21 protein-coding genes, 1 tRNA gene and 2 pseudogenes are annotated in these 23,077 nt (G+C 65.2%); 10 read left to right on the forward strand and 14 right to left on the reverse strand.

Translation table 11 applies throughout. From position 1 onward, the window contains the following. Positions 1-56: 56 nt before the first annotated feature. The 4 genes from AWJ14_RS16445 to AWJ14_RS16460 are packed head-to-tail and all read left to right on the forward strand — an operon-like array spanning position 57 to position 4,698. Entirely contained in the window at positions 57-599 is a 543-nt protein-coding gene (locus tag AWJ14_RS16445) for a polysaccharide biosynthesis/export family protein (RefSeq protein WP_245304338.1), read from the forward strand. 4 nt (positions 600-603) lie between these two features. Next, positions 604-1,785, forward strand: coding sequence for a glycosyltransferase family 4 protein (locus AWJ14_RS16450; protein ID WP_066181564.1), 1,182 nt, complete (start codon positions 604-606; stop codon positions 1,783-1,785). Positions 1,786-1,834: 49 nt separating this feature from the next. Further along, positions 1,835-3,400, forward strand: coding sequence for an undecaprenyl-phosphate glucose phosphotransferase (locus AWJ14_RS16455; protein ID WP_066181566.1), 1,566 nt, complete (start codon positions 1,835-1,837; stop codon positions 3,398-3,400). After that, positions 3,397-4,698, forward strand: coding sequence for an O-antigen ligase family protein (locus tag AWJ14_RS16460; RefSeq protein WP_245304317.1), 1,302 nt, complete (start codon positions 3,397-3,399; stop codon positions 4,696-4,698). The genes AWJ14_RS16455 and AWJ14_RS16460 overlap by 4 nt, the downstream gene beginning before the upstream one ends. Positions 4,699-4,733: 35 nt before the next feature. Here AWJ14_RS16460 and AWJ14_RS16465 read toward each other — a convergent pair. Next, positions 4,734-4,810, reverse strand: a tRNA-Pro gene (locus AWJ14_RS16465). 357 nt (positions 4,811-5,167) lie between these two features. On the opposite strand from AWJ14_RS16465, the gene AWJ14_RS16470 reads away from it, so the two are divergent. Further along, positions 5,168-6,793 (forward strand): pilus assembly protein, encoded by a 1,626-nt coding sequence (locus tag AWJ14_RS16470; RefSeq protein ID WP_066181569.1) that lies wholly within the window; start codon positions 5,168-5,170, stop codon positions 6,791-6,793. 166 nt (positions 6,794-6,959) lie between these two features. Here the strand turns inward: AWJ14_RS16470 and AWJ14_RS16475 are convergent, their stop codons facing one another. Together AWJ14_RS16475 and AWJ14_RS16480 are read right to left on the reverse strand one after the other, a co-directional pair. Further along, a complete protein-coding gene (locus AWJ14_RS16475; RefSeq protein WP_066181572.1) occupies positions 6,960-7,229 on the reverse strand; it encodes a hypothetical protein in 270 nt (89 codons plus the stop codon). A gap of 12 nt (positions 7,230-7,241) precedes the next feature. Beyond that, positions 7,242-8,414, reverse strand: coding sequence for a GNAT family N-acetyltransferase (locus AWJ14_RS16480; RefSeq protein ID WP_171904893.1), 1,173 nt, complete (start codon positions 8,412-8,414; stop codon positions 7,242-7,244). 136 nt (positions 8,415-8,550) lie between these two features. Here AWJ14_RS16480 and AWJ14_RS16485 point away from each other — a divergent pair, with 136 nt between their 5' ends. Both AWJ14_RS16485 and AWJ14_RS16490 read left to right on the forward strand, forming a co-directional pair. Beyond that, the gene (locus AWJ14_RS16485) at positions 8,551-9,549 is read left to right on the forward strand and encodes a LysR family transcriptional regulator (RefSeq protein WP_066181578.1); all 999 of its coding nucleotides are present in this window, start codon (positions 8,551-8,553) and stop codon (positions 9,547-9,549) included. After that, the gene (locus AWJ14_RS16490) at positions 9,546-9,749 is read left to right on the forward strand and encodes a hypothetical protein (RefSeq protein WP_066181582.1); all 204 of its coding nucleotides are present in this window, start codon (positions 9,546-9,548) and stop codon (positions 9,747-9,749) included. The genes AWJ14_RS16485 and AWJ14_RS16490 overlap by 4 nt, the downstream gene beginning before the upstream one ends. 153 nt (positions 9,750-9,902) lie before the next feature. Here AWJ14_RS16490 and AWJ14_RS16495 read toward each other — a convergent pair whose 3' ends face one another. The 6 genes and pseudogenes from AWJ14_RS16495 to AWJ14_RS16520 all read right to left on the reverse strand — a co-directional run bounded on the left by AWJ14_RS16495 (position 9,903) and on the right by AWJ14_RS16520 (position 14,514). Beyond that, positions 9,903-10,469 carry a MerR family transcriptional regulator gene (locus AWJ14_RS16495; protein ID WP_083220316.1) on the reverse strand — a complete coding sequence of 189 codons (567 nt, stop codon included), beginning with the start codon at positions 10,467-10,469 and terminating at the stop codon, positions 9,903-9,905. Between the two features lie 261 nt (positions 10,470-10,730). After that, positions 10,731-11,060, reverse strand: coding sequence for an integration host factor subunit alpha (locus AWJ14_RS16500; RefSeq protein ID WP_066181586.1), 330 nt, complete (start codon positions 11,058-11,060; stop codon positions 10,731-10,733). 166 nt (positions 11,061-11,226) lie between these two features. Beyond that, positions 11,227-12,198, reverse strand: a complete 972-nt coding sequence (locus tag AWJ14_RS16505; RefSeq protein WP_066181588.1) for a beta-ketoacyl-ACP synthase III — start codon at positions 12,196-12,198, stop codon at positions 11,227-11,229. 9 nt (positions 12,199-12,207) lie between these two features. Continuing rightward, a complete protein-coding gene (gene plsX, locus AWJ14_RS16510; RefSeq protein WP_066181592.1) occupies positions 12,208-13,266 on the reverse strand; it encodes a phosphate acyltransferase PlsX in 1,059 nt (352 codons plus the stop codon). Between the two features lie 96 nt (positions 13,267-13,362). Further along, a complete protein-coding gene (locus tag AWJ14_RS16515; RefSeq protein ID WP_066181595.1) occupies positions 13,363-13,926 on the reverse strand; it encodes a YceD family protein in 564 nt (187 codons plus the stop codon). After that, positions 13,910-14,514: pseudogene (locus AWJ14_RS16520) on the reverse strand (ubiquinol-cytochrome C chaperone family protein). The gene AWJ14_RS16515 and the pseudogene AWJ14_RS16520 overlap by 17 nt, the downstream one beginning before the upstream one ends. A gap of 133 nt (positions 14,515-14,647) precedes the next feature. On the opposite strand from AWJ14_RS16520, the gene AWJ14_RS16525 reads away from it, so the two are divergent. Beyond that, complete coding sequence (locus AWJ14_RS16525) at positions 14,648-15,160, forward strand: outer membrane protein assembly factor BamE (RefSeq protein ID WP_066181598.1); 513 nt, start codon at positions 14,648-14,650, stop codon at positions 15,158-15,160. A gap of 282 nt (positions 15,161-15,442) precedes the next feature. Here AWJ14_RS16525 and AWJ14_RS16530 read toward each other — a convergent pair whose 3' ends face one another. From AWJ14_RS16530 to ribH, 4 genes are all read right to left on the reverse strand, one after another. Beyond that, entirely contained in the window at positions 15,443-17,581 is a 2,139-nt protein-coding gene (locus AWJ14_RS16530) for a sodium-translocating pyrophosphatase (protein WP_066181601.1), read from the reverse strand. A gap of 242 nt (positions 17,582-17,823) precedes the next feature. After that, entirely contained in the window at positions 17,824-19,065 is a 1,242-nt protein-coding gene (locus AWJ14_RS16535) for an MFS transporter (protein ID WP_066181606.1), read from the reverse strand. Between the two features lie 2 nt (positions 19,066-19,067). Then, the gene (gene nusB / locus AWJ14_RS16540; protein ID WP_066181773.1) at positions 19,068-19,577 is read right to left on the reverse strand and encodes a transcription antitermination factor NusB; all 510 of its coding nucleotides are present in this window, start codon (positions 19,575-19,577) and stop codon (positions 19,068-19,070) included. 2 nt (positions 19,578-19,579) lie between these two features. Continuing rightward, positions 19,580-20,035, reverse strand: coding sequence for a 6,7-dimethyl-8-ribityllumazine synthase (gene ribH, locus AWJ14_RS16545; RefSeq protein WP_066181609.1), 456 nt, complete (start codon positions 20,033-20,035; stop codon positions 19,580-19,582). A 213-nt stretch (positions 20,036-20,248) separates the two neighbouring features. Between ribH and AWJ14_RS16550 the strand changes: the two genes are divergently transcribed. Together AWJ14_RS16550 and AWJ14_RS16555 are read left to right on the forward strand one after the other, a co-directional pair. Further along, a complete protein-coding gene (locus AWJ14_RS16550) occupies positions 20,249-20,962 on the forward strand; it encodes a DUF2161 domain-containing phosphodiesterase (RefSeq protein ID WP_066181613.1) in 714 nt (237 codons plus the stop codon). Positions 20,963-21,080: 118 nt separating this feature from the next. Continuing rightward, positions 21,081-22,487: an O-antigen ligase family protein gene (locus tag AWJ14_RS16555; protein WP_066181615.1), complete on the forward strand. Its 1,407-nt coding sequence runs from the start codon at positions 21,081-21,083 to the stop codon at positions 22,485-22,487. On the opposite strand, the pseudogene AWJ14_RS16560 reads toward AWJ14_RS16555, so the two are convergent. Then, a pseudogene (locus tag AWJ14_RS16560) lies at positions 22,466-23,073 on the reverse strand (riboflavin synthase). The gene AWJ14_RS16555 and the pseudogene AWJ14_RS16560 overlap by 22 nt on opposite strands. Positions 23,074-23,077: the final 4 nt, after the last annotated feature.

Genomic DNA, 23,077 nt, shown 5'->3' on the forward strand with positions numbered 1-23,077 from the left:
TGAGAGCCGCCCACTCCCCCGCCAGGTCCCCGGTCAGGTCCAAGCTGACATTGCTGATGGCGGCCGCCATGACCTCGGTCATGCTGGCGGGCTGCTCCGGCTATGCCCCGGCTCCGAAGGCCTTTCACGAGGCCGTGATGCAGCCCTACCGGGTGGATGCCGGCGACCGGCTGCGCATCACCGTGTTCGAGCAATCGGAACTGACGGGCACCTACTCGGTCGACCAGGCCGGCTATATCTCCTTTCCGTTGATCGGCGCGGTCCCCGCCCGCGGCCGCACCCTGCAGGAACTCGAAGGCTCCATCGCCGCGAGCCTCCGGCAGGGCTATCTGCGCGACCCCGACGTCTCCATCGAGATCGACCGCTACCGCTCCTTCTACATCATGGGCGAAGTCGGCCAGGCCGGACAGTATTCCTATGTCGCCGGCATGACCGTGCAGAACGCCATCGCCATTGCCGGCGGCTATTCGCCCCGGGCCTACCAGCACAATGTCGACATCACCCGCACCATCAACGGAAAGATCCTCACCGGCCGGGTCCGCATCACCGATCCGATCCTTGCCGGCGACACGATCTATGTGCGCGAGCGGCTGTTCTAGACCCATGGCAGAGCCGAGACCCTTGCGGATCCTTCATTGCTTCCGGTCGCCTGTTGGCGGGATCTTCCGCCATGTCCGCGATCTCGCGGAGGAACATGCGAAGGCCGGTCACCAGGTCGGCATCCTGTGCGATTCCACCACCGGCGGGGCCTATGAGGACAGGCTGTTCGACAGCATCCGGCCGCATCTGGCGCTGGGGCTCACGCGGCTGCCGATGCGGCGCTCGCTGGGGCCTGCCGACATCGCTACCGCGATCAGAAGTTTTCGTGAAATCAAGAGCTTGCAACCGGACGTGCTGCACGGACACGGCGCCAAGGGCGGCGCCTTCGTGCGGCTGGTCGGTTCACAGCTACGGGTATCAAGGTATTGCGTTGCCCGTTTGTATTCCCCCCATGGCGGCAGCCTGCACTTCAGCGAGAAATCGCCGAGCGGCCGGGCCTATTTCGCCATCGAGCGGCTGCTCGAACGCTGGACCGACAGCCTGGTGTTCGTCTCCGACTACGAGCGGCTTGCCTATGAGAAGAAGATCGGCACGCCGCGCGCGCCCTGGCGGCTGATCCACAACGGGCTGACGGCGCCCGAATTCGAGCCGGTCGAGAACCTGCCTGGCGCCGCCGACTTCCTCTATATCGGCATGATGCGCGACCTGAAGGGGCCGGATGTCTTCATCGAGGCGCTGCGCCGCGCCGAACAGCTGGCCGGCCGGCCGATCCGGGCGGTGATGGTCGGAGACGGCGACGACAAGCCGCGCTACCAGGCGCGCCTGGACGCGCTCGGCCTGGGCGCCCGCGTGAGCATGCACGCCGCCATGCCCGCCCGCCAGGCCTTCGCGATGGCGCGCACCGTGGTGATCCCGTCGCGCGCGGAATCGATGCCCTATATCGTGCTCGAAGCGGTGGCGGCGGCCAAGCCGGTGATTTCCACCCGGGTCGGCGGCATTCCCGAAATTCTCGGTGGCGATTTCGATGCCTTCGTCCCGCCCGCCGACAGCGAGGCGATGGCCGTGGCGATGGCGCGCGACATCATCGAGCCGGAGTGGCTCGGCCGGGCGATGCCGGATCGGGACAGTTTTCGCGGCCAGTTTTCCGCCCGCACCATGGCCGAGCGCATGGCCACGCTCTATCAGGACTGCCTGGCCCGCAAGCTGCGGGACACCGCGCCACGCATGGCGTCAAGCCTTTCTTAGGGTGCATGTGCTATCCCCCGGAGCCAGAGTTTCCGGGGAGGTATCGACCGTGAACAAGATCGACCGCGAAAGCGCCTTCAGTCCCGAGGCCGTCCGCAAGGCCCTGAGCGAGATGGATGTCAAGCCGACGCTGAAGCGCCCCGACGGCGAACTCAGCGTCGAGCTGAGCCGTCTCGCGCAACAGACCGCCAATCGCCTCTCGGAAGAAAACCTCTCCCCCACCATGATCATCGGCACGCTGCGGCTCGTCGAATTCGCGCTGCTCTCGCTGATCGGCTTCCTGGTCTACGAACTCTATGTCGGCATGAGCTGGGACGCGACGCTTCTGTACTACGCGCCGGCGATCGTCATCGGCTCGGCGCTCGCCGTGCTTCTGATCCAGATCTCCGACGGCTATCAGGTGCCCGCCGTCAGAAGCGTGCTCAAGACCCTGCCACGGGTGCTCACGGCCTGGGCCGTCGCCTTCGCGCTGATCGCGCTCGGCGCCTTCTTCCTGCAATCGGGCCTGGCCTTCTCGCGGTTCTGGTTCGTGGCCTGGTTCCTGTCGGGCGCGTTCGCGCTCACGGTCGAGCGCAACATCGTCGCCTACGGCATCCGCCGCTGGGCGCGCAACGGGGTGATGGAACGCCGCGCGGTGATCGTCGGCGGAGGCGAGATCGCCAAGAACCTGATCCGCTCGATCGAGCAGGACCCGAACAACGACATCCGCATCTGCGGCATCTTCGACGACCGCAACGAGCGCCGGTCGCCGGCGGTGGTGGCGGGCTATCCGAAGCTCGGCAATGTCGATGCGCTGGTGAGCTTCGCGCGCATGGCCCGGATCGACATGCTGATCATCGCCCTGCCGCTGAACGCGGAACTGCGCGTGCTCGAACTGTTGAAGAAGCTCTGGATCCTGCCACTCGACATTCGCCTGGCGGCCCATGCCAACAAGCTGCGCTTCCGCCCGCGCGCCTATTCCTATATCGGCGCGGTGCCGATGCTCGACATTTTCGACCGGCCCATCACCGACTGGGATTCGGTCGCCAAGCGGATCTTCGACGTCAGCTTCTCGCTCCTCGCGATCGCGCTGCTCTGGCCGGTGATGCTCGCGACCGCGATCGCCATCAAGCTCGATTCCAAGGGCCCGGTGCTGTTCAAGCAGAAGCGCCACGGCTTCAACAACGAGGTGATCGAGGTCTTCAAGTTCCGCTCGATGTTCACCGACCAGTGCGATCCGGCCGCCCGCGTGCTCGTCACCAAGGGCGATCCGCGCGTGACCAAGGTCGGCCGGTTCATCCGCAAGACCTCGATCGACGAGTTGCCGCAGTTCTTCAACGTGCTCCGCGGCGATCTCTCGCTCGTGGGACCGCGGCCGCATGCGGTGGTCGCCCAGGCCCAGGACCGGCTGTTCGCCGAAGTCGTCGACGGCTATTTCGCCCGCCACCGCGTCAAGCCCGGCGTGACCGGCTGGGCGCAGATCAACGGCTGGCGCGGCGAAATCGACAATGACGAGAAGATCAAGCAGCGCACCGCCTGCGATCTCTATTACATCGAGAACTGGTCGCTGCTGTTCGACCTCAAGATCCTGTTCCTCACGCCGATCCGGCTCCTGAACACGGACAACGCCTATTGACGGACGCCGCCCTCCACGCACCCGTTACCTTCCACCCGCAGCGGGCGACGATCTCGCTGCTGGCGTCGCTGTGCGTGGCCTTCGGCGTGTTCCTGTCGGGCTTCGTGATCAACGAGCCGGCGCCCTATGAGCTGTTCCTGGTCGTCCTGATCGGCATCTGGGCGATCTTCGGGCTCAAGCTCTCGCGCCATATCGCCCCGCTGATCGCGCTCTACGTGATCTTCAACATCGGCGGCATGTTCTCGATCCTGACCATGGAGAACGTCAAGGACACGCCGATGTATATCGCCGTGTCGCTGTTTCTCGCGTTCACCGCGATGTTCTTCGCCGCCATCATCGAGGCCGATCCGCGCCGGCTCAAGCTGATCTTCCGCGCCTATCTGCTCGCTGCCCTGATCACCTCGATGCTCGGCATCCTGGGCTATCTCGGCATGCTGCCCGGCGGCGAGGTGTTCACCCGCTACGGCCGCGCCAAGGGCGCGTTCCAGGACCCGAACGTGTTCGGCCCCTATCTGGTTCTGCCCGCGCTCTATCTGATGCACGGGCTGCTGACCGGCACGCTCAAGGCGGCGCCGCTCCGGATCGCAGGCCTTCTCATCCTGGTGCTCGGCGTGTTCTTCTCGTTCTCGCGCGCGGCATGGGGGCTGTTGGCGCTGTCGATGATGTTCCTGGTGCTGATCATGCTGGTCAAGGAACGCACCGGCGCCTTCCGCCTCAAGATCCTGATCATGACGCTGGTCGGCGCGGTGCTTTTGGTGGGCGCGATCATCGCCGCGCTGCAGGTCGACCAGATCGCCGACCTGTTCTCCGACCGCGCGAAACTGGTGCAGGCCTATGACGGCGCCCGTCTCGGCCGGTTCGAACGCCACGCCATCGGCTTCCTGATGGCGCTCGACCATCCGCTCGGCATCGGCCCGCTCGAATTCGGCCTGATGTGGGGCGAGGACACGCACAATATCTGGCTCAAGGCGCTGATGGACTATGGCTGGCTCGGCTTCGTGAGCTATCTCACGCTGATCGCCTGGACGCTGGTGCTGGGCTTCCGCTTCCTGCTGCGCGACCGGCCGTGGCAGACCTATCTGATGCTCGCCTATATCGTGCTGCTCGGCCACACCCTGATCGGCGCGGTGATCGACACCGACCACTGGCGGCATTTCTACCTGCTGATGGGCATCGTCTGGGGCTGCATCGCGCTCGAAATGCGCTGGCAGGCGCGCCTGAAACAGGAGCGCCAAGCGGATATCCGCCCAAGCCACCGCGCGGCCCAGTCCCCTGCCCGTGCGGGCGGCAGGCCTTAAGGCCTGCACCGCGATACGATCGATTCTCGGTAAAATGGTCGGAGCGGCCGGATTTGAACCGACGACCCCTTGTCCCCCAGACAAGTGCGCTACCGGGCTGCGCTACGCTCCGACGTGGGGAAGGCCTTAGAACATCGGCACTTGGCGGGCAAGGGCAAAATGCTCCTGCTCCGCGAAAAAGCCGGGAAAGCGGGCCGGGATCCGGTGCCGCGCCGGAACCTTGGCCATGGCGGCAGCCTGCCGCTGGCGCATACCCCCGCCGTCAGGCACGGGGCGCCGATGAGGCGGAGGCCTGTGCGGCGGGTTTGGGCGAATCGGTAAGCCCTTGGCAATTGTGGGTATTTTGGCAACCGAATCTTTATGATTGATATCTAAATTAGTCTTCAAGCCCACACCGGTCCTGTCTTAGCGTGTCTCGCCCTCCGCGCCTTCTTTCCCATCACCGGCAGGGCAGATGGAGACTTTGCCAATGGCCAGACCAAACGATATCTGCGCCGACAGATCCGGGAATTTCGGGGTTGTCTTTGCCATTCTCGCGGTTCCGGTGATGCTCGCCGGCGGGCTTGCGGTCGATTATGTCGGCATGAGCATGCAGCGCAGCGCGCTGCAGAACGCCGCGGACGCCGCAGCGCTGGCGGTCGCACGCGAGGGCAAGATCACCGACGCCCAGGCGCTCGAGATCGCCAACCGGACCGTCACCGGCAATTACGGCTTCACCGCAGCCCAGGTCGGCTTTGCCGGCGACGAGGGCGTCGCCGGCGTGACGGCGACCGTCGATGTGCCGCTGGTGTTCGGCGGCTTCATGGGCAAGAAGAGCATGCCGGTCTCGGTCAGGGCGGAAGCGAGCTATGCCTATACCAAATATGAAATCGCGCTGGTGCTCGACACCACAGGATCGATGGCGGGCGGCAAGCTGATTTCGCTGCAGAATGCCGTGATCGGCCTTATCGACGACATGCAGGCGCTGGGGCTCGACAAGGAGCAACTGCGCTTCGCGCTGGTGCCCTATGCCGGCTTCGTCAATGTGGGCGCCCAGCACGGCCCGCAGATCAACGGCGCGGGCAAGGTGATCAAGCGCGCTGCCACCTGGATCGACCAGGACGCCGAGGCGCCGGTGCCGCAATCGGACCTGCCCCCGGGCTTCAGCCGGTTCGCGATGTTCCGCCACCTCAATGTCAGCTGGCCGGGCTGCGTGGAAACCCGCATGCCCGGCGGCAAGGCCGCCTATGACGTGACCGACGCGCCGCCCGACGCGGGCGACAAGACCTCGCTGTTCACGCCGTTCTTCGCCCCCGACGAGCCCGACACGCCCAACAGCTACCCGAATTCCTACCTATCCGACGCGGGCGCAGCCATCAAGGGCAAGGGCGCCACGGATACTGACAAGGAAAACCAGCTGGCCCGCTATGGCCGCACCGGCAAATACGTCAAGCCGAAGGACACCGACGACGCCATCGCCCAGACGATGAAATGGAAGAAGCCGAAGACCGATTTTTCGCCTTCGAGCTACTATTCCAACAAGCACGACCCCAAGGGGCCCGGCTTCGGCTGCGAAGTCGAGGCGATGGTGCCGCTGACCGACGATTTCAATTCGATCCGCAAGACCGTGAAGAACCTCAAGGCCAATGGCTCGACCAACATGCTCGAAGGCGTGATGTGGGGCTGGCGGGTGCTGTCGAGCCGCGAACCCTTCACCGACGGCGCCAGCGAGAGCGACGGCGGGGTCGAGAAGATCATGATCTTCCTGACCGACGGCCAGAACTCCTTCGGCAATCTCAACAACGATCTCGGCTCGGGCTACACCAGCATGGGCTATCTGGTCGACGGCCGGCTCGATGGCATGACCGCCGCCACCGCCACCAAAACCAATGCCGCGCTCGACTCAAAGACGCTGAGCGCCTGCACCAATGCCAAGGACGACGGGATCGAGATCTACACGATCCGGCTCGAGGAGCCCGACACGGGCACCGGCACCTTGCTTACGAAATGCGCCTCTTCCAAGAATCACTTCTTCGATGCGCCTTCGCGCAACCAGCTGGCGCCGATCTTCGAGGAGATCCGCAAGGGCGTAGTGAAGCTGCGGCTGACATCCTGAGCGCGGCGCCCGGCGCCATCGCCGCTCGCGCGGGTCTCAAATCTCGTGTCCCCTCATGCGAAAAGGCCCCGGACGCAAGATCCGGGGCCGCTTTTCGAAAGAACCGGGCGGGCGCGCCGCGAACGGTGGCGTCAACCCATGCGCCCACCCGGCAAACCGCAGGTCGTTAGGCTTCCCCGGCGGTTTTGGAGTTCAGAAGGACGACATTATCGCTCCGTTCCGAAAACGCGAGTTTCATTTTCAGTCTGAGCAACGCTTCAAGACTGGTTTCGTTTCCATGCGAGGGTTCCTTGCCCTCCCAATCGAGCGCCGTCTGCAACACCGCCATGTGGATCAGCCGGCTCAGATCGTCCAGCCGCAGGCGATCGGCCTCCTCCCGGCAGGTCACCAGGGTGCGAATGATCCAGGCATAGGACGTCGCTTCCGATGATTGCATGGCGCCAGCCTCTCAGATCTGCGGAGCGGGAAGGTGAGCCTGCCTCGCCGCCGACAGTTCGAGCGGTCCGGGCACGTGCCAGGCGCCTTCGGGACGGATCAGCCGATAGGGATCGTCCTTGAGCGAAAGCGCGCTCGGCGACGGCTCGATGGTGTCGGTCATCTCGACGAAGACATGATCGGAAAACGCAAACGGCGCGCCGTTTTCCTTGAGCTTGAACCCGAAATGCTGCCAGAACGGCAGATAGTCCTCGCGCGCATGGCCGTAGATGCGGCGATACCCCTTCTCCCGGCACAAGGCAACGCTGGCGCGCACCAGCTCGAAGGCGGTGCGGGACTTGCGGAATTCCTTACGCACCGCCAGCCGCTCGAGCTTGGCGAAATCGCCGAAGAAGCGCAGCCGCATGCAGCCGGCGGGCTCGTTGTCGATCAGCGCCAGGAGATGCGTGGCCGAAAGGTCGTTGCCATCGAACTCCTCGTCGAAGGGACAGGCCTGCTCGCCGATATAGACCGCCGAGCGGACCGCCGCCACGCGCATCATGTCGTCGAAGCCGTTGACCACGCGAATGCCCGTGGGGCGCAGCGCCGGATCATATGTGGCATAGGCCGGCAGACGCGCGCCGAGCGTCTTCGGCCGGCGCGGGATCATGTAGAAATCCTCGAGCAAACGGCCCTCGTGCCAGACCCCCTGCTCGAACCCGCGGCGAACCATGGCGCGGTGCCCGCGCAGGGTGAACGAGGTGGAGATGACGTCGGCCTCGGCGTAATGCGGCGAGTCGAACCGGTCCATGACGCGGTTGATGCCGGCGGCGAGCACGCCCGGCGTGAAGCTCGCCCAGACATAGATCGCGGCGGGCCGCTCATGCTGGCAGACCAGGTATTCGGCCTGCGGATCGAGCAGGTTGAGCCGGCCGTCGAACAGCGCCGACCGCCCCTCCTCATTGAGCAGCAGCGCCGACATGAAGCCCTCCGGCCGGGAGCGGCCGCGCCGGGCGAACAGCCAGATCGCGTCGGGGTTCTTCTCGGCCACGCGGATCACCGTTTCCGGCTCCGCCAGGCGGCCGATCACCTTGCCCGCCGCTTCGAGAAGCCGCGGCACATCGGCGGGATCGAGCCGGTTGGTTACGGTAACCATGGCGGCAGCGCGGTGCATCCGCTCGGCCTCAAGTGCCGCTTCCGCAGTCAATCCGCTTGCATTTGCGTTGAAAAAACTATTTTGTGGTGTGGCAGACATGGTTGCAGCCCCCGTGAATACTTGAAGGCAAGGTAACCACGTTCGCAGCGTTTGACTTTGGCAAATAATGTCACAGAGAGTTCCACCAATGGAACACCAATGGCGCAATGCCGATTGGAACAGTATTCGGGTGTTTCTCGCCGTCGCGCGGCTGTACAGCTTCCGCAAGGCGGCGGACGAGCTTGGCATATCGGTCAACACCGCGCGGCGCACGATCTCCCGGCTCGAGGACCAGCTCGGCTATCCGCTGCTCTATCGCGAGTCCGAAGGCGCACGCCTGACAGACGAGGGCCGCCGGGTGGTGCTGGCCGCCCGCGAGGTGGAAAGCTCGGTGTCGGACATGTGGCGCGTGGCGGCGCTGGCCGAACGCGAGGCCAGCGGCCCGATCCGGCTTGCCATCACCGAGGGGCTCGGCAGCTTCTGGCTCACCCCGCGCATCGTCGATTACATCAACGAGACCGGGGGACAGAACCGGGTCGAACTGCAATGCGCCATGCGCTCGGTCGACGTGCTGCGCATGGAGGCCGATATCTCGGTGCAGCTCGAACGGCCGAACCGGCCGGAACTGACGGTCAAGCGGCTCGGCTACCTGCATCTCAAGCCATTCGCGAGCCCGAGCTATCTCGAAAAATTCGGCCGGCCGAAAAACGTCGCCGACATGGTCAACCACCGCGTGGTCGAACAGCAGACCGACCAGTTGCGCGGCTATGAACTCGACAAGATCTTCGGCGCCAACATCGCCGACCGGATGGTGCGGCTGAAGACCAATTTCTCCTCGGCGCATTACTGGGCGATCGTGAAGGGCGCCGGCATCGGTCTGATGCCGAGCTATGCCAAGGCGATCGGCGGTGCGGTCGAGCATATCGATCTCGGATTCGACTTCCGCGTCGACATCTGGCTCGCCACCCATCCGGAAGTGACCAAGAGCGCACGCCACCGGGTGTTCATCGACTTCCTCACCGACAGCTTCGACGAGCGGAAATACCCCTGGTTCGGCCCGGATTCGCTGTCGCCGGAAGAGATCGAGGCGCAGTTCTCGCGCCAGGACCTGAAAGCCTATTTCGAGGGATTTACAGCACGGCCATGACCCCGCGACGCCGCACTACCCCGCCCCTGGAGATCGTGACGCTGGACACGCAGACCGAACTCGACCGTCTCGCGATGGTGATGATGCAACTCGACATGGCGCTGGCGCTTGCCCGCGAAAAACGCATGGTGCATGTCGAGGCACATCTGGAATCCGCCCTCGAGGAAGCCCGCAGCGTGCGCCAGTCGCTCCTGAACTGAAGCCTCCTGCACACGGGCAGCATCGCCCGGCGCGGTCTCCTGCCCTTGTCTCAATGGAGTGAGGCGGCGCGCCCCGGGGTGTGCCCGTCTTGGCGACACGCCGCCTTGGCCGCGACCGCCGGGGCCGCACCCCGCGGCCAGCGCGGACAGGCGTCAGCGCACCTGATCGAGCAGCCGCTTGCACTCGAGCAGGTCGTAGAGGGCTTCCTGGAGCAGCGCGCGGTCGTCGCGCGACAACCCACCCGGCGAGGCCCCGATCGAGAACTCGGCAGCCTCATGCTCGGACTTGCCGCCCTCCCCGCCGAGGCCGAAGAAACGGCGGGTGGACGGCCGCCGCGGCTTGCCCACCAGTTGGTCGTCCTCAACTGCGGCAACGGGGGACGAAGAGGGAGCCTGCTTCTCGTCGGCCATGCCGGCCGAAAGCGCTTCCACGGCAGCCATGTCGCCCGCGCCGATGGCGATGACGAACTTGTTGCCGTTCTGCTTCAACAGCTTCTGGACACCCTTGATGGTGTAGCCCTGGTCGTAGAGAAGGTTGCGGATGCCCTTGAGCAGGTCGATGTCGTCGGGCCGGTAATAGCGCCGGCCGCCGCCGCGTTTCATCGGCTTGATCTGGGTAAATCGGGTCTCCCAGAACCGCAGCACGTGCTGCGGCAGGTCGAGGTCGTCGGCGACTTCGGAAATCGTCCGGAACGCATCAGGGCTCTTGTCCACACTCACACTCCGATGTTGCCTGGCAGCCGGCGGTCCGGGCCTGTGTGCTCCGGCGGTCGCGCGGCAGCTGTCTCAGCCCGCCGGGCCGGCGCATGCGACGGCGCGGGCAAGGACTGTGTCCGGCGCCGGCGAATCGCGGTCGATGACCCTCGAAGCCGGTACCATTCCAAAGGTTTATGGGAGAAAGATCAAGTGAGGCGGGAAGCGAAATGCACCGTTTGGCGCGCAGACCGGGCCTTTCCCACAGCGCCCGACCGCTGGTCCGGATCAGGACTTGGGCTTGCTCTTGGCCTTGCGGCTGGCATGGCCCTTGAGGACACGGCTCTTGAGCACGTTGGAGGCCTTGAAGGTCATCACACGGCGCGGGCTGATCGGAACCTCCTCGCCGGTTTTGGGATTGCGACCGATCCGTTCCTTCTTCTCCCGGACCTGGAAGGTGGCGAAGGACGAGAGCTTGACGCTGTCGCCACGCACGATCGCGCTGCAGACCTCATCAATGACCATTTCGACCAGTTCGGCAGACTCGGTACGTGATAATCCCACCTTGCGGAACACCGCTTCGGCGAGATCAGCCCTGGTGATTGTTTTGCCGCTCATTGTTCCCAACCAGACTGGTCAGCATCCCCGCCGCCCATTAGTCAATTGAATTAACTCTATGGATCAAGCCGCTCAACGTCAAGCAACTCAATTGCACGTCCACGTATTGTTTCCGAGACGAGCAAAATCGATGCGTGCAGTTTTATTGTCAGGACCGTCGGGGTTGCTACCAGCGCAACAGCACCGAACCCCAGGTAAAGCCACCGCCCATGGCCTCTAGCAGGACCAGGTCACCCTGTTTGATGCGGCCGTCGCCCGCCGCTTCGGCAAGTGCCAGCGGTATGGAGGCGGCCGAGGTGTTGCCGTGGCGGTCGACGGTGATGACCACCTTGTCGTCGTCGATGCCGAGCTTGCGCGCCGAGGCGTCGATGATGCGCTTGTTGGCCTGGTGGGGAACGAACCAGTCGATGTCGGCGGAGCCGAGGCCGGTGGCCGCATAGGCCGCCTCGATCACGTCGGTGATCATGCCCACGGCGTGCTTGAAGACTTCGCGCCCCTCCATGCGCAGGTGACCGACCGTGCCGGTGGTCGAGGGGCCGCCGTCGACATAGAGCTTTTCGCGATGGGCGCCGTCCGAGCGCAGATGCGCGGTCAGGATGCCGCGATCGGCGATCGTCCCCTCGCCTTCCTCCGCTTCCAGCACCACCGCGCCGGCGCCGTCGCCGAACAGCACGCAGGTGGTGCGGTCGGTCCAGTCGAGAATGCGCGAAAAGGTTTCCGCGCCGATCACCAGCACCCTCTTGGCCATGCCGGCGCGGATATAGGTGTCGGCGGTGGTCATGGCGAAGACGAAGCCCGAGCAGACCGCCTGCACGTCGAAGGCCGCACCATGGTGCATGCCCAGACGGTTCTGGATGTTGACGGCGGTGGCGGGGAAGGTGTTGTCGGGCGTGGACGTCGCGCAGATGATGAGATCGATGTCGGCCGCGGTCATGCCGGCCCGGTCGAGCGCGGCGCGCGCGGCCCCTTCGCCGAGCGAGGCGGTGGTTTCGCCGTCTCCGGCAATGTGGCGCTGGCGGATGCCGGTGCGCTGCACGATCCAGTCGTCGCTGGTTTCGACGACCCCTTCCAGATCGCGGTTTTTCATGATGCGCTCGGGGAGTTGAGCCCCGAAACCACGGACAACTGAACGGATCATTATGACATCCTAGATGGAAGAACTGTCTTCGTCGGGAGCGGACAAGGTCGCCCTGCGCGTATGAAATAGATTGAGATCGTGTTCAATCTTCGACTTCAAGCCGTTACGAACCATGTCATAGCCGACATCGACCGCAGCCGCAAAGCCCTCGGCATCGGCGCCGCCATGGCTCTTGATGACGATGCCGTTGAGCCCGAGAAACACGCCGCCATTGACCTTGCCCGGATCCATCTTCTCGCGCAGCAGGTCGAAGGCGCCCTTGGCGAAGATATAGCCGATGCGCGCCATCAGCGTGCGCGACATCGCCGCGCGCAGGTAGCCGGCGATCTGGCGGGCGGTGCCCTCGGCGGTCTTGAGCGCGACATTGCCGACGAAGCCTTCGGTCACGACCACGTCGACCGTGCCCTTGCCCAGGTCGTCGCCCTCGACGAACCCGTAATAATCGAGACTCGGAAGTGCCGCCTCGCGGATCAGGCGTCCGGCTTCCTTGACCTCTTCCTGACCCTTGATTTCCTCGACGCCGACATTGAGCAGCCCGACGGTCGGCTTTTCGATCTCGAACAGGGCGCGCGCCATGGCGGCGCCCATCATGCTGAAATCGATCAGCTGCTGGGCGTCCGCGCCGATGGTGGCGCCGACATCGAGCACGATGCTTTCGCCGCGCACGGTGGGCCAGATCGCGGCGATCGCCGGACGGTCGATATTGGCCATGGTGCGCAGGCAGAACCGCGACATCGCCATCAGCGCGCCGGTGTTGCCCGCCGAAACGCAGACATCCGCCTCGCCGGTCTTGACCGCCTCGATCGCGCGCCACATCGTCGAGCGGTTGCGGCCATGGCGCAGCGCCTGGCTCGGCTTGTCGTCCATGCTGACCGCGATTTCGCAGGGCACGAAGGTGGACGCCTGCATCAGCGCGGGGAATTTCTCGAGTTCGGGAAGGCTTTCGGCTTCAAGGCCGAACAGGATGAAGCGGATGTCCGGATGGCGTTCGAGCGCCTTGGCCACGCCCGGCACGACCACACCGGGACCATGATCGCCCCCCATCAGATCAACCGCTATCCTAATCACGCGCAGTCCTTTTTTCTCGGCTTTCAGCGCCGAATTTGTGGCCAGAAAATACCCGTTTTCGACCCGGGCACAACTGCTTTGTCGTCGCAATCCCGGCTAACTGCCGGAATCATCTCGCTTTAAGGTCCGCAATACGGCGAAAGGCGACGGTTCGCGGTCATCTTCCGGCAGGCTTTCGATGCGGTCGGCGAACTCGACCCCTTCTTTGCGCGGATAGGGATCGATCGCAAGGGCTGCGAACTCTGCGGCCACGGCGCCAACGTCGATCGAATCGCCCGAGAAGGTGTCGGGCTGGTCGGGTCCTTCGGGATCGAGAAAGATCTCGGCGGTGCCGTCCTGAATGCGCTTGGCGAGCCGCGAGCTTTCGGGCAGGAACACCGCCTCGAACGCCTCTTCGATCCGCTGGGTGACCGGGTCGAGCGTGACCACGCAGTCCTGCACGATGGTCGCAGACACCTGCCCCTTCACCCGCACCCCGTCGCGTTTCCAGCGCCCGAGCACGATTTCCGCCTCGAAGGCCTGCACGTCGCGGACATCCCACTGCGCCTTGAGCCGCGCGAGATCGGCGGCATCGGCCGACAGGCGAACCGTGACGGGATTGGCGGACACATGCCCGACCTTGACCGGATAGGAGAACTCGCCGTCAGTTGCTGACGTCATGGCCGGCCCTTTCTGGTTCGACGACGGGAAATGCGAGTCGGCCGGCGACCAGCGCCTCTTCGGGCGTGTCGGCCAGCACACGCGCGGTCTGCATCATCCACCCGGCAAGCGCCTGCATCGACGGGGCGGCCTCGGGCGTATCGGGATAGATGTTGCGCCGCAACGCCCCTGCCAGCGCATCCCGGTCGTCGGAATCGAGCGCGGCGCTGTAGGATTTGGCGCGACGTCGGAATCGAGCGCGTCGCTGTACGATTTGGCGCGACCATAGAACATGCGGGCGAGCTTCTTGACGCGCTTGGGCACGCTCACATCGCCCACGCCCAGCTCGCGGATCGAATGGTCGACATCCTCGAAAAAGGCGTCGAGCACGTCCTGCGCCAGCGCCTTCGCAGCCGGTCCGGCGGTTGTGGTCCGGCGCAGATACAGGATCAGGTGCGCCGATATCATCTCGAACCGCCCCATCACGGTATCCGGCACATCCATGCCGAGATAGAAGGCCGGGGACCGCGCCGCACTGGTAAGGTGTTCATATTGCAGCCCGACCAGCGCCTGATTGGCTTTTTTTTGCTTGAACAGGTTCCAGATCATGAAATTGCCTTCAATGGCGGTTGGATAACCTCGCGAGAGCGAGAGACTAGGATGTTGCATCCGTGTGGAAGCTGGTTTACCGAATGAAGCGCAAAACGCAATGGCTGCGGCAGAGTGCGCACGCCAAAGGGAGATGTCGTTGACGATAAGAGATTTCAAGGCGACCGGTCGCAACCTGCGTCTCGGGGCCGCGGCCGCGGTCGTCTCCGTACTGGCGCTGTCGGGCTGCCAGACCAGCGAAGTGTTCAAGCAGGGCTATGTGGTCGACCAGACGGCGCTCGACCTGACCCCGGTCGGATCGAGTCGCGAACAGGTGCTGCTGTCGCTCGGTACGCCCTCGACCACCGCGACCTTCGACAACGAAGTCTTCTACTATGTGTCGCAGAAGCGCGTCCGCTCGGCGATGTTCCTCAAGCCGAGGCTGGTGGAGCAGTCGGTGCTCGCCGTCTATTTCGACGAGGAAGGCACCGTCAAGCAGATCGCCAACTACACGCTCCAGGACGGCCGCGTGTTCGACATGATCTCGAGAACCACGCCGACCGGCGGCCTCGACAAGTCGTTCCTGGCGCAGATGCTGGCCGGTGCCGGCAGCCAGGAAGCGACCGGCGCCGCGGTCGCCCGCTCGATCTTCGGCGGCGGCCAGTAAGGCTTCACGGGCCGGAGCAACTCCGGCAAGCCTCTTGCTCAGATTGACAGGGCCCGGCGCGACCGCACCGGGCCCTTTTGCTGTCCGCGGCCCACGCTGCGGGCGCGCGCCGGGTTTGCACGGGCAGGCTCGCGCCCTCCCCCGGGCTTCACGGCCTTGCGGCTCTTTCATTTTACGTCTCACAAAGCCGCAACGAAAAACCCCGCGGAAATCGCTTTCCGCGGGGTCGTGTCCAAGCTCGTGTCGTCCGGGGGTGTCCCCGGACAGGGCAACCGGTCCGGCTCAGTGCGCGAGCACGGCCAGAAGCAGAAGCGCCACGATGTTGGTGATCTTGATGGCCGGGTTGACGGCCGGGCCGGCGGTGTCCTTGTAGGGGTCACCCACGGTATCGCCGGTCACCGATGCCTTGTGGGCATCCGAGCCCTTCTCGTGCTTGACGCCATCCTTGTCGATGAAGCCGTCCTCGAACGACTTCTTGGCGTTGTCCCAGGCGCCGCCGCCCGAGGTCATCGAGATGGCGACGAACAGGCCGTTGACGATCACGCCCAACAGCGATGCGCCCAGCGCCGCGAAGGCCGAAGCCTTGGAGCCCGAGATCAGCAGCACGCCGAAATAGACCACCAGCGGTGCGAGCACCGGCAGCAGCGACGGGATGATCATTTCCTTGATCGCCGAACGCGTGAGCATGTCGACCGCACGACCGTAGTCGGGCTTTTCGGTGCCCTGCATGATGCCCGGCTTTTCGCGGAACTGCTTGCGCACTTCCTCGACCACCGCGCCGCCGGCACGACCGACGGCGGTCATGGCGATGCCGCCGAACAGATACGGGATCAGACCGCCGAAGATCAGGCCCGCCACCACATAGGGATTGGACAGATCGAAGGAGATCTCGCCCATGTCCGCAAAATAGGGGTAGGTTTCCGAATTCGCCGCAAAGAACTGCAGGTCGTTCGAATAGGCCGCGAACAGCACCAGCGCACCCAGACCGGCCGAACCGATGGCATAGCCCTTGGTGACGGCCTTGGTGGTGTTGCCGACGGCGTCGAGCGCGTCGGTGGCCTGGCGCACTTCCGGCGGAAGGCCCGACATTTCGGCGATGCCGCCGGCATTGTCGGTGACCGGGCCGAAGGCGTCGAGCGCCACGATCATGCCGGCGATGCCGAGCATGGCGGTGACCGCGATACCGGTGCCGAACAGGCCGGCCAGCTGGTAGGTGCCGATGATGCCCGCGACGATGACGATGGCCGGAAGGGCCGTCGATTCAAGCGAGATGGCGAGGCCCTGGATCACGTTGGTGCCGTGACCGGTGACCGAAGCCTGGCTGATCGAGTTGACCGGGCGCTTGTTGGTACCGGTGTAGTACTCGGTGATAACCACGATCAGCGCGGTGACGATCAGGCCGACGACGCCGCAGATGAACAGGTTGGTGCCGGTGATCGACATGCCGTTGATGACGGCGATTTCGCCCCAGCCGACGGTGAGCGAGGTGGCGCCGCCCAGGCCGATGATCGACAGCAGGCCGGTGACGATGAGACCCTTGTAGAGGGCGCCCATGATCGAGCCGTTCTGGCCGAGCTTGACGAAGAAGGTGCCGATGATCGAGGTGATGATCGAAGCGCCGCAGATCGCGAGCGGATAGAGCATCGCCGAGCCGAGCACGGCCGAGCCGCCGAAGAAGATCGCGCCCAGAACCATGGTGGCGACCACGGTCACCGCATAGGTTTCGAACAGGTCGGCAGCCATGCCGGCGCAGTCGCCGACATTGTCGCCCACGTTGTCGGCGATGGTGGCGGGGTTGCGCGGGTCGTCCTCGGGAATGCCGGCTTCGACCTTGCCCACCAGGTCGCCGCCCACGTCGGCGCCCTTGGTGAAGATGCCGCCGCCGAGACGGGCGAAAATGGAGATCAGCGAGGCGCCGAAGCCGAGGGCCACCAGCGCGTCAATCACCTGACGGCTGTCGGAGGCAAGCGCCATCGGGCCGGTCAGCACGTAGTAGTAGACCGCGACGCCGAGCAGCGCGAGGCCGGCCACCAGCATGCCGGTGATGGCGCCCGCCTTGAAGGCGATGTCCAGGCCACCGGCAAGATTGACGGCGGAAGCTTGGGCGGTGCGCACATTGGCGCGAACCGAGACATGCATGCCGACATAGCCTGCCGCGCCCGACAGGACCGCACCGATCAGGAAGCCGATCGCCGCGGTGGCGCCGAGCAAGAGCCAGGTCACGGCAAAAACCACGACGCCGACAAGCGCGATGGTGCTGTACTGACGGTTCAGATAGGCCTGAGCGCCTTCACGAATATAGCCAGCGATTTCCTGCATGCGTGCATTGCCCTGGTCGGCGGCCAGAACTGAGCTGATGGCCCAGATGGCGTAGACGATGGACAGCAGTCCGCAGGCGATCACAGCAAATAGAATTGTCATGCTGATATCCCTCCAATGCGACCGGAATCAGAGGATTCCCCCCCGGCCATGAAAACTGCGGCGAAAGGGAAGCGAACCACATGCTCATTGCCCAAGCCGCAACGCGGCGGATGTTTGCGGTACGGGCGGGGTGCCGTCAAGAGCAGAAGCCGCGTTATCGGCCGGCCATGCCCAACAAGCCTCGGTAAACGTGGTGAAAATGCCGATCCCGCCGGGGGAGAGACAAATTCCCGCACCCGGCCTCAGGGGAACGAACGGCGGCGCTCCCACAGGTTCTGCGCGGCCAGAACCACGAGGCAGAAGGCGGCCACCGGCCAGAACAGGCTGTTGAGCGCATCCCAGCCCCAGGCATTGAGCACCTTGCCCGACATCAGCGAGGAAAAGGCCACCATGCCGAACAGGGTGACGTCGTGGAACCCCTGCACCTTGTTCTTCTCGGAGGGCCGATAGGTCGAAGTCACCATGGTGGTGGCGCCGATGAAGCCGAAATTCCAGCCGATGCCCAGCAAAACCAGCGCCAGCCAGAAGTTCCACAATTCGATGCCCATATGGGCGACGACGGCGCAGCCGAGCAGGATAACGAGCCCCAGGCCGGTAATCGTGTCGCGGCCGAAACGGGCAATCAGCTTGCCGGTGAAGAAGCTCGGCGCGAACATCGCCATGACGTGCCATTGGATGCCGAGTGTGGCGAGTTCCGGCGAGAAGCCGCAGCCGACCATGGCGAGCGGCGCACCGGTCATCATGAAGGTCATCAGCGTATAGGAGCCGACGCCGCAGATCATGGCCGTGATGAAGCGGCTCTGGCTGACGATCTCGAACAGCGGGCGGGCGGGCGTGTCGTCATGGCCGTGATCGCCGGGCCTGGTGTCATTCGGGATGCGCAGGAACCACAGGATCGACATGGTGATCATGGCGAGCGGCAACAGCGCCAGATAGGAGCCCGCGAACATCACCGGCTCGAACAGCTCGCGCGTGAAAATCACCGTCTGCGGCCCGATGATGGCGGCGAACACCCCGCCGGCCAGCACCCAGGAGATCGCCTGCGCCTTGAAATTGGTGGGCGAGCCGTCGGCGGCGGCGAAGCGGTATTGCTGCACGAAGGCGCCGCCCAGGCCGATGAACACCATGCCGAGCGCGAACAGCCAGAACTCGTGGCGGAACAGGGCGATGGTGGCGATGATGCCACCCATCGCGGTCATCAGCATGCCGGAGAGAAAGCCGTAGCGCCGTCCGATCTGGCGCATCAGCCAGGCGGCAGGCAGCGCGCCGAGCGCGACGCCGAGATTGAAACCGGTAACAGGGGCTGTGGCGAGCGACTTGTCCGCCTCGAGCAGATAGAATCCCGCAAGGCCACCCATGGAAATGGCGATCGGTGCCGCCGCGCCGCCGAAGGCCTGCGACGCCGACAGCAAAAGGGCGTTGCGCCGCGCCAGGTTCTCGGCCTCGGTCGCGCCGCTCAGGCCCACCCTGTCCAGAAACGCCATGCCTATGCGCCCTTGGCGGGCTTGGTGTCGCCTCGATATTTGCGGGCCAGGCGATCGAGAACCGCGTTGACGATCTTGGGCTCCTCATCCTCGAAGAAGGCGCGGGCGACATCGACATATTCGTTGACGATGACGGCCACCGGCACGTCCTTCTTGGCGTTGAGCTCCCAGGCCCCTGCCCTGAGGATCGCGCGCAGCGTCGCATCGAGACGCGACAGCGGCCAGTCCTCGGTCAGGCTCGCGCGGATGGCGGGGTCGAGCGTGCGCTGGTTGTCGACCACACCGGAGACGACGGCGCGGAACCAGGCGGCATCCGCCGGGCGGTACTGTTCGCCGTCGATTTCGTTGCCCAGACGATGAGCCTCGTATTCGGCCACGATCTCGAGCACGCCGGCGCCGCCGATATCCATCTGGTAGAGCGCCTGCACGGCGGCCAGGCGCGCCGCGCCGCGCTGGTTGGCGGTCTTGACTTCAGGCGCCCCGGAGGACGGCGGGGTGTTCTCAGCAACCACGATCAACCTGCCAGCTTTTCTTTCAGCGCGATCATCGTCAGCGCCGCGCGCGCGGCGAAGCCGCCCTTGTCGAGCTCGCTCTTGCGGACCCGGGCCCAGGCCTGCGCGTCGTTTTCGGTGGTCATGATGCCGTTGCCGATCGCCAGCGATTCCGACACCGAAAGCATCATCAGCCCGCGCGCGGATTCGTTTGCGACGATGTCGAAATGATGGGTCTCGCCGCGGATGACGACGCCGAGCGCGACAAAACCGTCATATTCGGTTCCGCCCTCGTCCATGGCGTCGAGCGCCATGGCGATGGCCGGCGGGATCTCGAGCGCACCGGGAACGGTGACGACGTCATAGCTGGCGCCGGCCTCGACGATGGCGGAGGTGGCGCCTTCGAGCAGCGCATCCGACATGTCGTCGTAGAACCGCGCTTCGACGATCAACAGATGGGGGGACTTGGACTTCGCCATGGCGGAATTCCTTGTTTCGGGGCGCCGCGACCACGCCTCGGGGGTTGGGAAGGCAACCGGAAAATGGATCGGATCGGAGCGGCGGTCAAACCACTTTGTCCGCCGCTTGGCAAGCCCCAATGCCCCGGAGCCCGGCCCACTGAAGCAATTGTGATGGCCGGCGGACCCGGGCAAAGCTTTTCGCATGGCCGCGACTCCGCTAAGGACGCGGGCATGGATCACGCACGCCCCAGGGAAACCGACCTCTATCCGCCGGTCAAGGCGCTGCTCGAAAGCCAGGGCTACACGGTCAAGGGCGAAATCGGCGCGGCCGACATCGTCGCCGTGCGCGCCGACGAGGAGCCGGTCGTGGTCGAACTCAAGACCGCCTTCTCGCTGTCGCTGTTTCACCAGGGAATCGAGCGGCAGGCGATCACCGATGCGGTCTATATCGCCGTGCCGCGCGGGACCGGCCGGGCCTTCCAGAAGGCGATCGCCGCCAACACCGCGCTGTGCCGGCGGCTGGGGCTGGGCTTGATGACGGTGCGGCTGAAGGACGGGCTGGTCGAGATCCATGTCGATCCAGGCCCCTACCGCCCGCGCAAATCCGCGGCCCGCAAGGGCCGGCTGCTGCGCGAATTTGCGCGGCGCACGGGCGACCCCAATGCCGGCGGCGCGACCCGCAAGGGGCTGATGACCGCCTACCGGCAGGACGCGTTGCGGTGTGCGCGCGTGCTCTCCGAACTGGGTCCGACCAAGGCGGCGCTGGTCGCCAGGGCCGCGGGCGTCGAAAAGGCGCGCGCACTGATGGCCGACAACCACTATGGCTGGTTCGAGCGGGTGGGGACAGGAATCTACGCGCTGTGCCCCAGCGGCGCGGAGGCGCTGGCGAGGCTTGGCGATCCGGATGCGGGTTCGGCACCGGCTTCGGTTGCACGGGACAGCTGAGACGCGGCCCACCTCCCCCTTGCGCCCCGTCAGGGCCGAAACCGGACGCCGCCTTTACCGTCGGTTAACCATAATTGCCGATGCTTCGAGCCTGACACCTCCTGCCCGGGCCTTTGGCATGCGCCACCCATCCTCATCCGTTGCCGTCAAGCCGGGCGCGTTCACGTGGCCGCCGCTGCAGGGCAGCCTGCGCCTTGCCCGCCCCGGCCTGCTGTCAGACGGCGTGATCCGCATCGCAGCCCTCACCCTGTCCGCGCTCGCCATCGCGCTGATGCTGATTTCGCTCAAGCCCTTCGTCAGCACCAGCATGATCAGCGAGACGGCGATGGACGAAGGCAGCGCCATCAACCAGGTCGGCTTCCTGGCGGCCGGACTGGTGTTCGCGCTGGCGATGCTGTGCCTGACCAGCCGGCAGGTGCTTGCGAGCCTGCTTGCGCCCGGGTTCCTGCTTCTCGCACTGGTGCTGGCCTACAATGTCGCCACCTCGCCCGCCCCCGCGGCGATGATCCGCGCGCTGGTGCTGACGCTGATCGGCATGCTGATCGCCTGCGCGGCGATCGTGCTGCCGCGCGGGGAGAAGGATTTCCGCATCGCGCTGATCGCGGCCACGTGTCTCACGCTCGCGCTCGACTATGGCGGCGTGATCGCCCTCCCCGGGCTCGCAACCCACGGCTACGATGTTTTCGAGCCGCAGCATGCCGGGCTGTGGCGCGGCCATTTCAGCCACAAGAACATCGCCGGGCCGGTGATGTGCGTGATCGCCATTTTCGGCGTCTACGTGATGCGCTCGGGCCAGCGCCTCATCGGCCTCGTGATCTTTCTGGCTGGTGCGCTGTTCGTCTACAAGACCGGCTCGAAAACCACGAGCGGGCTGTTTCCGCTGGCGATCCTGATCGTGCTGACGGCAAGCGCGTTCCGCCGCCCGGCGGCCGCGATCCTGCTCAACCTCTTCGCGCTCGCCGGCGTGGCCCTGGTCACGCTCGGCTCGCTCGGCCACCCGCGCATCGCCGCGCTCGTGCTCGACCTGCTCGGCGACGAGACCTATACCGGCCGGACCACGCTGTGGGCGTTCAGCCTCTCGAAGATCCCCGAACACCCGTGGCTCGGCTTCGGGCTCTACAATTTCTGGAGCACGGACAATGTGTTCGGCCTCGACAAGCCGTTCGAGGCGGCATGGGACTACCGCTTCATCGTCCACGGCCACAACAACTATCTCGACATCCTGCTCAATCTGGGCCTGCTCGGCGGCGGCGTGCTGATCTGGCTGCTCTATGTCGCGCCGATGTTCAACTACGCCAAAGCGCGCCGCAATCCCAACAACCGCAAGCTTGCCGACATGTTCTTCATGATCGTCGTGTTCATGGGGCTGCTGTCATTTCTCGAGACATTCTTCCTCGCCCGCAACGACCCGATCTGGCTGATGCACATCTTCGCCGTAATCGGCCTGCACCTGCTCGCTCGGTTCGACATCGGCGCCGCCCCGGCGCACGCCGGCCCTCAAGGTCAGGCGGGGTCGGCGGCGTAGCCCGCAAGACGGGCCGCGTAGCGCGCCATCTGGTCGACCTCGAGATTGACGCAGTCGCCTTCGCGGCGCTCGCCCCAGGTGGTCACGGCCAGCGAGTGGCGGATCAGCAGCAGCCACCCTCGACCGCGTTGACGGTGAGCGACGTTCCGTCCAGCGCCACCGAGCCCTTGGGCGCGATGAAGCGGGCCAGCGCTTCGGGCGCGCGCAGGGTGAAGCGGCGGGCCTCGCCCTCGTCGCGAACCGCCACGATTTCGGCCTGGCCGTCGACATGGCCCGAGACCAGATGGCCGCCGAGTTCGTCGCCGATCTTCAGCGAGCGTTCGAGATTGACGGGGCTGCCCTCGCCCCAGCCGCCGATGGTGGTCAGGCGCAGGGCCTCTTCCCAGGCCTCGACCTCGAACCAGCGTGAATTGTCCCCGGGCGCGGGAAGCGCCGTGACCGTGAGGCAAACGCCCGAACAGGCGATCGAGGCACCGATATCGATACTCGCCGGATCGAACGCCGTGTCGATCCTGAGCGCCACGCCCTGGTCGCGCGGGGTGATGGCCGCCACGCGGCCGATATCGGTGATGATCCCGGTAAACATCGTC

This window comes from Parahoeflea olei, assembly GCF_001703635.1.
GTDB lineage: Bacteria > Pseudomonadota > Alphaproteobacteria > Rhizobiales > Rhizobiaceae > Hoeflea > Hoeflea olei.

Excerpts from the sequence above, each read along its gene's own strand:
- AWJ14_RS16450 (WP_066181564.1), top strand. The coding sequence starts at position 604 with ATGGCAGAGCCGAGACCCTTGCGGATCCTTCATTGCTTCCGGTCGCCT.
- AWJ14_RS16505 (WP_066181588.1), bottom strand. The coding sequence starts at position 12,198 with ATGATCCGTTCAGTTGTCCGTGGTTTCGGGGCTCAACTCCCCGAGCGC.
- AWJ14_RS16500 (WP_066181586.1), bottom strand. The coding sequence starts at position 11,060 with ATGAGCGGCAAAACAATCACCAGGGCTGATCTCGCCGAAGCGGTGTTC.
- AWJ14_RS16550 (WP_066181613.1), top strand. The coding sequence starts at position 20,249 with ATGGATCACGCACGCCCCAGGGAAACCGACCTCTATCCGCCGGTCAAG.
- AWJ14_RS16470 (WP_066181569.1), top strand. The coding sequence starts at position 5,168 with ATGGCCAGACCAAACGATATCTGCGCCGACAGATCCGGGAATTTCGGG.
- AWJ14_RS16475 (WP_066181572.1), bottom strand. The coding sequence starts at position 7,229 with ATGCAATCATCGGAAGCGACGTCCTATGCCTGGATCATTCGCACCCTG.
- ribH (WP_066181609.1), bottom strand. The coding sequence starts at position 20,035 with ATGGCGAAGTCCAAGTCCCCCCATCTGTTGATCGTCGAAGCGCGGTTC.
- AWJ14_RS16530 (WP_066181601.1), bottom strand. The coding sequence starts at position 17,581 with ATGACAATTCTATTTGCTGTGATCGCCTGCGGACTGCTGTCCATCGTC.
- AWJ14_RS16535 (WP_066181606.1), bottom strand. The coding sequence starts at position 19,065 with ATGGCGTTTCTGGACAGGGTGGGCCTGAGCGGCGCGACCGAGGCCGAG.
- AWJ14_RS16525 (WP_066181598.1), top strand. The coding sequence starts at position 14,648 with ATGTCGTTGACGATAAGAGATTTCAAGGCGACCGGTCGCAACCTGCGT.
- AWJ14_RS16445 (WP_245304338.1), top strand. The coding sequence starts at position 57 with ATGGCGGCCGCCATGACCTCGGTCATGCTGGCGGGCTGCTCCGGCTAT.
- AWJ14_RS16490 (WP_066181582.1), top strand. The coding sequence starts at position 9,546 with ATGACCCCGCGACGCCGCACTACCCCGCCCCTGGAGATCGTGACGCTG.
- AWJ14_RS16515 (WP_066181595.1), bottom strand. The coding sequence starts at position 13,926 with ATGACGTCAGCAACTGACGGCGAGTTCTCCTATCCGGTCAAGGTCGGG.
- AWJ14_RS16485 (WP_066181578.1), top strand. The coding sequence starts at position 8,551 with ATGGAACACCAATGGCGCAATGCCGATTGGAACAGTATTCGGGTGTTT.
- AWJ14_RS16555 (WP_066181615.1), top strand. The coding sequence starts at position 21,081 with ATGCGCCACCCATCCTCATCCGTTGCCGTCAAGCCGGGCGCGTTCACG.